Raw genomic sequence first — 10,181 nt, forward strand, 5'->3', positions numbered from 1 at the left:
GCGCCGGCACCGGCGGGCGGCCGTTGCCCGCGACCGCATCCCACGCCAGGGCGAGCAGCACGCCGACGGCGGCCGCCACCACCAGGGCCAGTCGGGTCGGCATCATCATCTCGACCAGCGGCAGGTCGTCCGGGATGTACGACCACGGGCCGGCGGTCTCCGTCTCCACCCCGTTCAGGCGGATCACCGGGCCGAGCGAGGCGACGGTGAAGACCACGGTCAGCACGGCGAGGATCCGGGCGACGAGGGAGCGGCGGACCAGCAGCACCAGGGCGACGATCGACACCACGACCAGCGGCCACCCGAACCAGGTGTTCTGCTCGGTCAGGCCGATGGTCTTCTCCACCGCCTCGTCGCCGGCGATGGTGTCCCGGGGGAAGGTCACGAACGCCACCAGGTCCTCGCCCCAGTTGTGGAACACACCGCCCTGCAGGCCGCGGTAGGACTGCGGGCCGTTGAACTGGAACCAGATCGGGTAGGCGGTGAGCAGCAGCGCCAGGCCGCCGCCGAGACCGAGCGCCGCGGCGTAGGCGCCGGCCTGCCGCCACGCCGCACGCGGGCGGAGCACGGCGTACGCGACCACGGCGACCAGGCAGGCCAGCGCGGTCAGCAGCAGCATCTCCTCGTTGATGAAGATCTGGTACGCCACCAGCAGGCCGAGCACGACGCCGTTGCGCCGCCAGCGTCCCGGCTCGCCCAACCGGAACACCCGCAGCACGATCAGCGGGAGCAGGAAGTTGGACACGAAGTTGGGCTGGCCGTTGGCGTGGTGCACGATGCCGGGCGCGAACCCGAGGAACGCGCCGCCGACGAACGCCGCCGCCCGGGACCGGACCAGGTGCCGGGACAGCACCCAGTACGAGGTGCCGGCCGTGGCCGCGAGGGCGCCGCCCAGGTAGAGCGCGTACATCACCTGCGGGCCGAGCAGGAGCGTCAGCGGTGCCAGCGGCAGCGTCACGCCGAGCAGCGAGGTGTTCGCCATCATGTTCACCCCGTCCGGGGCGTTCTGACGGGCGGTGAAGAGCGGGTTCTCCAGGTGCGACACCGAGTACGCGCCGTGCGCGAACAGCCATTCGAACCAGCTGTGGTCGGTGGGCAGGTGCGACGACACCCGGTTCTGCACGTCCCCCCAGTAGTGCAGGCACACGAGGACGCCCAGAAGCACGTACGCTCCGATGGCCAGGACGTCGGCGCGGGCGGGCCGTCGGCGGGGCCGTCGCGTCGGCTTCGCCTCGACGAGCTCGGAGTCGGTTGTCAGCGAGGGGTGTATCACCGGCACGGCCACGACGCGTCATCGTACAGGCGGGAATAAGTGGGATTTGCCGGGTAGTGATCCATGTCGCTCCCGGCCGGAGGATGCATGACCCTGATCGACCTCGGTGACCTCCGGGACGAGGTGGAGCAGCCGGTGCCGTCGCGGCGGCCCCACGCGGTGGGCCGGCCGGTGCGTGTCGGGCTGGTGCTCGTGCTGCTGCTGGCCGTGCTCGCCGCCGCCGCGCCGCCACCCGGTCGGGTCCACGCCGTCGTGCCGGGCACCGCCGGCGCACAGGCGTTCCTGAGCGAGGACACACTCTTCGTCGCCGAACCACCGGCGGGTGGCGGCGAGTTGATCGCCTACCCGCTACCGGACCGGGCCACCGGCCGCCCGCAGCGGCTCGAGCCGCGCTGGCGGGTCCGGGTGCCGTCGACCGGGCCGGTGTGGCGGGTGCGGAGCGCCCCGGGCGGCACGGTCCTGGTCGGTCTCGAGGCCGGGGGCGGCAGCGGGATCGAGACGGTCGCCCTGGACGGCGCGACCGGGCGGGTCCGGTGGCGACAGCCGGGGTTCGTGTTCCATGACGCCACCGGTCAGGCGCTGGTCCAGGTCCTCGACTCCGAGATCGGATCGGGCCTGAGGGCCGTCGACCTGTCGTCGGGAGCGGCGCGGTGGTCACGGTCGGCGTCGCCGCTGGAGGGGTTCGAGGTCCACTGGCGCGACGGGGTGATCGAGGCGGTCGTGCTGGTCCGGGAGAAGGGGCCGATCGAGGTGCTCGACCCGCGCAGCGGCGCGGTCGTCGCCTCCGCCGACCTGCCCCGGGGGGCGTCCCTCGGCGAGCTTCGGTACCAGGTGGTCGGCGACCTGCTGGTGGGGGCCGGGACCGGCGTCGTCGTCGCGTACGGTCTGGACGACCTCGGCCCGCGGTGGCGGGCACCGCTGTCGTTCACCGACGGTGTCGTCCCGTGCGGGGACCTGATCTGTGCGATGGGGCATACCGGAGGGGTGCGGGCGCTCGACCCGACCACGGGCGACGTGCGCTGGGAGGCGCAGGACGTATCCGGGATCGTGCCGACCCGCGGCCGGCAGGCGCTCGCCCTCGGGCCGCCGCATGCCTCCGGAACCCTCCGGGCCCTGGTACTCGACGTGACCTCCGGTCGGGAGGTCGCCGACCTCGGGCACTGGGTGACGGCGAACTGGCACGACGACGGCGGGTCGCTGGCCGTTACGCGGCCGTTGCCGGACGGCGGGGTGCTGGTGGCCACACTGGACCCGCGGACGGCCGGGATCCGCCGGGAACCGCTGCGCGAGGCGGCGGGTGACTGCCAGATCGTGGACGCCACCGTGGCGTGCCGGCGGCGTGGCGGTGGGTTCGGCGTGTGGCAGCTGTCCGGCTGAGGAAGGTGGTGCCGCATGACGCTGATCGACCTCGGTGAGGTGCGCGACGTTCCGCCGCCCGAGCCGTCCCGCCGTCCTCCCCGCCGCCCGTCCGGCCGGCTGCTGCCGTGTCTCGCGGTCCTGGCGTTCGCCCTGGCCACACTCACCGCCGCGGCACTGCCGGCCGAGCGCGTCGCCGCCGCCGTTCCGGCCCCACCCGGCGCCGGCCTGCTCGTGGCCGGCGACCTGCTCCTCGTCGTGGACCCGATCGGCGAACGGCCGACGGCGCGAACCGTGACCGCGTACCGGCTGGACGGTGGCGAGCCGCTGTGGCGGGTGCCGCTGCCGGTCGACGCCGGCCGGCTCTGGTCCGTCCCGATGGGATCGGACGCGGTGGTGTTGACCGGCCAGGAGACCGACGGGCCGGGCACCAGCACGATGGCCCTCGACCCGGCGACGGGCGCGTTGCGGTGGCGGATCCCCGCCGGTGCGGTGGACCGGGCGGGCGACGGTCTGCTGGTGCAGACGTTCGGCAGCGGCGCCGACCGGGGGACGGTGCAGGTGGTCGACCCCTGCTGCGGAACCCTGCGCTGGCGGGTCGCCACACCGGCCGGGGAGGTCTCCTTCCGGTCGGCGGACGAGGGCGTGGACCGGGTGGTGTTCAGCGACCCCGGGGGACGGGTCGAGGTGCGCGACGCCGCTTCCGGCGCGGTGCTGGCCGCCGCCGACCTCTGGTCGCCCGAGGACCGGCCGTACGGGTCCACTCAGGTGATCGGGGACCTCCTGGTCACCGTGGGCGGCACCCCGCCGACGGTGACCGCCTACGGCCTGGACCGGCTGGACCGGCGCTGGCGGGTGCCGATCGGCGACGCCCGGTACGCGACGCCGTGCGGCCCGCTGGTCTGCGTCCAGTCCGAAGGGGGGCGGCTGCGGGCGCTCGACCCGGCGACCGGCACTCCGAGGTGGACGGAGGACCGGTGGGACGGCTTCTGGCAGGTCGGCGGGGTGCTGGTCACCGATCTCGACCGGCCCGCTGGTCCGAGCGCGGAGTACGTCCTGCTCGACCCCGCCACCGGGCGGGTCCTCGGCAGCTGGGGACAGTGGGAGATCACTGGACCCGACGACCCGGGCGGCCGGCTCGTGGGGACCCGGCCGTACCCCGGTGGCGGCCTCCTCGTCGCGGAGCTGGACACGACGACGCACCGGGCGCGGCCCCTCGACGTGCTGCGCGAGGCGGCCGGTGAGTGCCAGGTGGCCCGCGACCGGCTGGTGTGCCGCCGGATCGACGGCGCGGTCGGCCTGTGGCGACTGCCCCGCTGACGCGACGCGCTACCAGTTCGGCTGGGCCGGCGGCGGGGGCAGGGGAAACCCGGGCGGGCGCAGCACGTACGCCACCCCGCCGCTGCCGGCCTGCCAGGCCGCCTCGAAGGGCCCCCGCGGCACGGTACGCCGCACACCGTCGTCGTCCGGGGCGTACGGGTCGTTGAGCACCGGGTCGCCGGTCGACGTGAACCCGACCAGCACCATCAGGTGCCCGGCCGTGTCGTAGTCCAGCCCCGGCACCTGCCCGGCGCGGAACGCCGCCGAGACGACCAACGGGATGCCGGCCGCGACGAACGCCTCCGCCTCGGCGAGCGAGCGCAACCGCGTGACGAAGGCGTCCACCCCGTGCAGGCCGGCGTACGCGGTGTTGAACGGCCAGTTGCCCGCGCCGCCGTACGCGTGGTCGAAGCAGTGCCGCGCGGCGTGCACCACCACCGGGCGGGGGCCGGGCGGGTCCACCCAGGCGTACCGGTCCCCGGGCGGGGCGGCGCCCCAGTAGGCCAGCACCATCGAGATGCAGGTGGGGCTGCACCAGGAGTCGCCCCCGCCGCCCCAGCCCTGGACACCGGCGTGCAGCCGCTGCGAGTAGCGCGGCACGTCAAGCACGGTGCCCCAGGCGACCGGAGCGCCGGCCGGACCCGGTGTCGGACCGGTGGGGCCGGGATGGGTGCCGGAGGCGACGGCACCGACGGTGTGCAGCAGCGGGCCGTCGATGGCGTCCTCCGGGCGCAGCAGCGTCACCCGTAGCTGCCAGCCGGTGACCGCCGCGCCGGCCAGCACGAGCGTGTCGGTGTCCACCCGGGCGACCCCGTCGCGCTGCCCGGGCACCGAGGTGCGGCGTACGGCGTGGTCGGCGGCGGCCCAGTCGGCGAGCACGTACCACCCGGTGGCGGCCCCGTCGTCGCCCCACCCGCGGGCCTCGACCCGCAGCCAGCTGTCGCCGGGGGTGTCCGCGGTCCAGGAGGGCACCACCTCGCGTACGGCGAAACCCGCCTCGACCGGCGCGGACGTCCAGCGGCCGGCGACGTGGCGGCGCAACCGGCCGTCGGGGCCGGTGCGGTCCACGAGACCGGCCGGCTCGGCGAGCACCAGGCTCCGCCCGCTCGGTTCCAGCCCCTCGGCGACGCCGGAGTCGAGGCTGTCGGGGAACCGGAAACCCCGGTAGGTGATGTCGCGCCCGGTCGTGGGCGTCGTGCTGATCATGGACCGTCCGTTCCTGCCGGTGACGACTGCCGGCAGCATCGCGTACGCCGAAGGTTCTGTGCAACGGTGGCCGGGACGGCGGGGGACGGCCGGTTGCCGCCTCGCACTAGGTTGTCGGGAGGTCAGGGGCGGAGGAGGCCGGGATGCGGGTGCTGGTGGTCGAGGACGAGCGCAACCTCGCCGACGCGATCGCGCGGGGGCTGCGTAAGCGGGGGATGGCGGTCGACGTCGCCTACGACGGCGACGCGGGCCACGAGGCCGCCTTCGTCACCCGGTACGACGTGGTCGTGCTGGACCGCGACCTGCCCGGCGTGCACGGCGACCAGATCTGCGCGGACCTGGCCGCCTCCGGCGCGCTCACCCGGGTGCTGATGCTGACCGCCAGCGGCACGGTCGCCGACCGGGTGGAGGGGTTGCAGCTCGGCGCCGACGACTACCTGGCGAAGCCCTTCGCCTTCGACGAGCTGGTGGCCCGGGTGCAGGCGCTCGGCCGGCGCGCCACCCCGCCCGCCCCGCCGGTGCTGGAGCTGGCCGACCTCGTGGTCGACCCCGCCCGACGGGTGGCGACCCGCCGGGGCGAGCCGGTCGACCTGACCAACAAGGAGTTCGGCGTGCTGTGCGAGCTGCTCAAGGCGCGGGGCGCGGTGGTCTCCAGCGAGGAACTGCTGGAGCGGGTCTGGGACGCCAACACCGACCCGTTCACCACCATCGTCCGGGTCACCGTGATGACCCTGCGCCGCAAGCTCGGCGACCCGCCGCTGATCGAGACCGTCGTCGGTGCGGGCTACCGCACGGCCGGGACGCCGTCGTGAACGCGCGGGCCGAGGTCGACCCGGTGGCCCGGCGTTCCCGGTTACGGCCCACGCTGCGGCTGCGGCTGACCCTGCTCAACGGCGTCCTGCTGGTCGGTGCCGGCGCGATCCTGGTGCTGCTGGCCTGGCTGCTGGTCCGGGACGCGCTGCGGCCCACCGACGAGCTACTGCCGGGCACCACCGTGGTGCTCGCCGACGGGCGGTCCCTGGACGCCGCGCAGTGGCAGCGGCAACTCGTCGACTCCGCCGGCCGGGAACTGCTGGCCAAGGGCCTCGCCGCCCTGCTCGCCGTCGGGATCGTCGGGGTGGCCGGGGCGTACGCCGTGGTGGGCCGGGCCCTGCGCCCCCTGCACCAGGTGACGGCGACCGCCCGGCGGCTCGGGGAGACCACGCTGGACCAGCGGATCGGCTACTCCGGGGCCGACGACGAGGTGGCCGAGCTGGCCAAGACGTTCGACGACATGCTGGACCGGCTGGGGGAGGCCTTCGAGGCGCAGAGGCGGTTCGTCGCCAACGCGTCGCACGAGCTGCGTACCCCGCTCGCGGTGATGCGTACCGAGATCGACGTGACGCTGAGCGACGATGACGCGGACACCGGTGAGTACCGGCGGATGGCCACCGTCGTCCGGGACGCCTCCGAACGCGCCAACGGCCTCGTGGACGCCCTGCTGATCCTCGCCCGCAGCGAGGCCCAGGCGGGCCGTCGGCTGGGCCGGCGCACCGAGTTCGACCTCGCCGAGGGCACCGCGAACGCCCTGTCCGCCGTGCGCCGGGAGGTGGAGCGGATCGGGCTGCACGTGCAGACCTCGCTGGAGTGCGCGCCGGTCGTCGGCGACCCGGGGCTGCTGGACCGGCTCGCCGGCAACCTCGTCGAGAACGCCGTCCGCTACAACCACCTGCACGGCCGGCTGTGGGTGCGGACCGGCTCCGACGGGCAGCGGTCCTGGCTGGTGGTGGGCAACACCGGGTTCGAGGTGGACCAGGCCGACGTGCCGGGGCTGTTCGAGCCGTTCCGGCGCGGTGGCCGGGAGCGTACCGGTGCCCGGGGTTCCGGCCTGGGGCTCTCCATCGTGCGTGCGGTCTGCGACGCCCACGGCGGCACGGTCAGCGCCGTCGCCCAGCCCGGCGGGGGCCTGGAGGTCACCGTGACGCTGCCGGCCGCCGACGCCACGCCCGGTCCGGACCCGGCTCGCTGACCGCGTGAACGGGGTTGCGGCGGGCGCCCCGACGGTGTGATGATCACCGCGTCAGCCCGATCAAGGAGGGGGGTGCGTCGATGTTCACCGTCATGCTGTCCGCACCCCGCCTCGCAGGCTGACCCTCACGCACGCGGGGTGCCCCGATCTCCTCAGGAGGAGACCCCGTGTATCCACGGATCCACAACGTCAGTTTCGACTGTCACGACACCTACGCCCTGTCCGGCTTCTGGTCGGCGGTGCTCGGTCGGGAACGCCACGCCGACGACCTCCCGGGTGACCCGGAGGCCGTCCTCGTCACGACCCACCCGGACGCGCCGCACGTGTTCTTCCAGCAGGTCGCGGAGACCAAGGCGGTCAAGAACCGGGTGCACATCTGCCTGGAGCCCGCCGGCCGGACCCGCGACGAGGAGGTCCAGCGGGTGCTCGACCTCGGCGCCACGGTGGTGAGCGACCATCGGCGCGCCGACGGCACCGGATGGGTGGTGCTCGCCGACCCGGAGGGCAACGAGTTCTGCGTCCTGCGCAGCGCGGCGGAGCGGGTGTCCACGACGAAGGAGTCAGCGTGAGCGCACGCATCCACAACATCAGCATCGACTGTCATGACACGTACGCCCTGGCCGGTTTCTGGGCCCAGGTCTTCGAGTGCCCCCGTCAGCCGGACGACTTCCCCGGGGACCCGGAGGCCATGCTGCTGCCCCCCGGTGGCCCGGAGGTGCTCTTCCTGGCCGTGCCGGAGGGCAAGCAGGTGAAGAACCGCGTCCACCTGGACCTGCAACCGACGGACCGGACGCGCGACGAGGAGGTACGCCGCCTCCTGGAGATCGGTGCCGTCCACGTGGCCGACCACATCGGGCCGCAGGGCCAGGGCTTCGTGGTGCTCCGCGACCCGGAGGGCAACGAGTTCTGCGTCGTACGCAGCGCCGCCGAGCGGGCGGCGCAGACCGCCTGACGCGACGGGCCCCGTCCAGACGGACGGGCCCCGTCCAGACGGACGGGGCCCGTTCCGGCGGTCGGTCCGATCAGCCCTGCTGCTCGATCTGCCCGCGCATGGCCACCAACTCGTCCGCCACCTGCGCGCCGGACTTGAAGTAGATCATGATCATGCCGACGCTGCCCCGGTCACTCCAGATGCAGAGGCCGATGTTGACCTCGGCCGCCTTCGCGTCACCGCACTTGGCCTCACCGCCGAGCGGACCCGCCTCGACGTCGGTCATCGGGCCGACCTCGACGGCGCTCTGCTTCGCGCCGGCGATCGTGTCGTTCAGCGTCTTCCCCGGGTCCGCGTTCGGCCCCGAGGCCGCCGCGACCATCACCAGGTCCTTCTTGGCCGGTGTCCCGTAGAACGCGCCCACGGTGCTGGTCGCCCCCGGAAGCGACTTGTTCAGCGTGGTCTCGAGCTGCCTCGCGATGTCCAGCAGGTTCGGGTCGGTGACCTTCGGCCGGCCGGCCAGGGTCTCCGGCGCGACCACCCGGGTCTTGGTGGCCGTGTCGACGGCGTCCTTGACCTCGCCGCCGACGAGCGCCACCGCCACCGCCGCGCCGCCTCCGCAGAGCACCAGCACCGCAAGCAGCACGATCAGCAGGACCTTGCCGGTGGACCGCTTCTTCGGGGCGGGCGTGAACGCGGGGGTGCCGTACGGCTGGCCGGGCCCGCCGGCCTGCGGGCCCGACGGGTAGCCCCCGCTGTCCGGTGCGGAGGGGTAGCCGCCGGGCTCCGGTGCGGACGAATAACCACCCGGTGACGACGGCGGATAGCCGACCGGCTGCTGGTACCCCGCCGGCGGGTAGCCGCCGTACTGCGGTGCGGAGGGGTAGCCGCCCTGCTGCTGCGGTGCGGAGGGGTAGCCGCCCTGCTGCGGTGCGGAGGGGTAGCCGCCCTGCTGCTGCGGTCCGGACGGGTAGCCGCCCTGCTGCGGTGCGGAGGGGTACCCGCCCTGCTGCTGCGGTCCGGACGGGTAGCCGCCCTGCTGCGGTGCGGAGGGGTACCCGCCCTGCTGCTGCGGTCCCGACGGGTAGCCGCCGTACTGGGGCGCGGGTGGCCGCCCGCCGTACTGGGACGGCGGGGCGCTGTCCGGCTGCCGAGGCGGGTACGCGCCGTAGGGCGCTCCGCTTCCCGGCTGGGAGGGGTAGGGCGGCTGCGTCATGTCAGGTCAGCTCCAGGTCAGGGGTGCGAACGGGTGCGGCCGGCGGTGTCCGTCGTGGACCCGCCGGCGACGGTGTCAGGAACGCTTCTCGATCTGGCCCCGGATGGAGACGAACTCGGACTTCGCCTTGGACCCGGAGGAGAAGAACATCACGATCATCCCGACGCTGCCCTGGTCGGCCCAGACGCAGACACCGAGCGGCACGTCGGAGGACTCGCCGTCACCGCACTTCGCCAGGCCGCCGAGCGGCCCCGGGCTGACCGTGGCCATCTTCCGGACCGACAGGTCGGTGGTGACCCCCTTGACCGCGTCGTTCAACTCCTTCTCGGGGTCGAGGACGAAGCCGGACGCGCCGACCACCATGACGATGTTCTGCTTCTCCGGACTGCCGTAGAAGGCGCCGACGGCCCCGCTCTCGCGGCTCACGGTCGACTTCATGTCGCGGACCATCTGGTCCGCCAGGGCCTTCAGCTCGGGGTCGGTGCTCTTCGGACGGCCGCCCAGGCTCTTCGGGGTGACCAGCCGGATCCGGGGGTCCGCGCTCGCCTCGTCGGACGGGGTCTCCGCCGGAGCGGAGCCCGCGTCGTCCGGGCCGGTGCTCGGAGCCGCGCCGGGGGTCGCGCCGGACGAGGCGACCGGGGCCGGCTCGTCGTCGCCGGACAGCGCGACGTAGGCCAGACCGCCGCCGCCCAGGCAGAGCACCAGGATCCCGGCCAGGGCCAGCGACAGGACCAGGGGGAGCCGGGACCGCTTCGCCGGCGGGGCGCCGTCGTACGACGGTTCACCGAACGGCTGAGGGGCGGGGTGGGCGCCGGGCTGGCCGGCGTACGGCTGACCGCCCGGGTACGCGCCGGACTGCGGCGGCGGGCCG

10 protein-coding genes are annotated in these 10,181 nt (G+C 74.4%); 6 read left to right on the forward strand and 4 right to left on the reverse strand.

All coding sequences use genetic code 11. The features are described from left to right. On the reverse strand, positions 1–1,285 hold a 1,285-nt coding region (locus AB0I76_RS14500), incomplete at its 3' end, for a hypothetical protein (protein WP_357034603.1). Between the two features lie 75 nt (positions 1,286–1,360). Here AB0I76_RS14500 and AB0I76_RS14505 point away from each other — a divergent pair. Both AB0I76_RS14505 and AB0I76_RS14510 read left to right on the forward strand, forming a co-directional pair. After that, positions 1,361–2,650 carry a PQQ-binding-like beta-propeller repeat protein gene (locus AB0I76_RS14505; RefSeq protein ID WP_357034605.1) on the forward strand — a complete coding sequence of 430 codons (1,290 nt, stop codon included), beginning with the start codon at positions 1,361–1,363 and terminating at the stop codon, positions 2,648–2,650. 15 nt (positions 2,651–2,665) lie between these two features. Beyond that, positions 2,666–3,949 (forward strand): PQQ-binding-like beta-propeller repeat protein, encoded by a 1,284-nt coding sequence (locus tag AB0I76_RS14510; protein WP_357034607.1) that lies wholly within the window; start codon positions 2,666–2,668, stop codon positions 3,947–3,949. 9 nt (positions 3,950–3,958) lie between these two features. On the opposite strand, the gene AB0I76_RS14515 is transcribed toward AB0I76_RS14510, so the two are convergent. After that, on the reverse strand, positions 3,959–5,155 hold the full coding sequence (locus tag AB0I76_RS14515) for a peptidase C39 family protein (RefSeq protein ID WP_357034609.1): 1,197 nt from the start codon (positions 5,153–5,155) through the stop codon (positions 3,959–3,961). 143 nt (positions 5,156–5,298) lie between these two features. On the opposite strand from AB0I76_RS14515, the gene AB0I76_RS14520 reads away from it, so the two are divergent. The 4 genes from AB0I76_RS14520 (at position 5,299) to AB0I76_RS14535 (ending at position 8,115) form a co-directional block, all read left to right on the forward strand. Beyond that, positions 5,299–5,967 (forward strand): response regulator transcription factor, encoded by a 669-nt coding sequence (locus AB0I76_RS14520; RefSeq protein WP_357034611.1) that lies wholly within the window; start codon positions 5,299–5,301, stop codon positions 5,965–5,967. A 23-nt stretch (positions 5,968–5,990) separates the two neighbouring features. Beyond that, complete coding sequence (locus tag AB0I76_RS14525) at positions 5,991–7,163, forward strand: HAMP domain-containing sensor histidine kinase (RefSeq protein WP_357034621.1); 1,173 nt, start codon at positions 5,991–5,993, stop codon at positions 7,161–7,163. Between the two features lie 167 nt (positions 7,164–7,330). Further along, on the forward strand, positions 7,331–7,732 hold the full coding sequence (locus tag AB0I76_RS14530) for a VOC family protein (protein ID WP_357034613.1): 402 nt from the start codon (positions 7,331–7,333) through the stop codon (positions 7,730–7,732). Continuing rightward, positions 7,729–8,115 (forward strand): VOC family protein, encoded by a 387-nt coding sequence (locus AB0I76_RS14535; RefSeq protein ID WP_357034615.1) that lies wholly within the window; start codon positions 7,729–7,731, stop codon positions 8,113–8,115. Before AB0I76_RS14530 ends, AB0I76_RS14535 begins: the two co-directional genes overlap by 4 nt. Positions 8,116–8,185: 70 nt before the next feature. Here AB0I76_RS14535 and AB0I76_RS14540 read toward each other — a convergent pair whose 3' ends face one another. Both AB0I76_RS14540 and AB0I76_RS14545 read right to left on the reverse strand, forming a co-directional pair. Further along, positions 8,186–9,310 (reverse strand): hypothetical protein, encoded by a 1,125-nt coding sequence (locus AB0I76_RS14540; protein ID WP_357034617.1) that lies wholly within the window; start codon positions 9,308–9,310, stop codon positions 8,186–8,188. A 75-nt stretch (positions 9,311–9,385) separates the two neighbouring features. Further along, on the reverse strand, positions 9,386–10,181 hold a 796-nt coding region (locus AB0I76_RS14545; protein ID WP_357034619.1), incomplete at its 5' end, for a hypothetical protein.

Origin of the sequence: Micromonospora sp. NPDC049799 (genome assembly GCF_040656655.1) — a bacterium.
Classification (GTDB): domain Bacteria; phylum Actinomycetota; class Actinomycetes; order Mycobacteriales; family Micromonosporaceae; genus Micromonospora.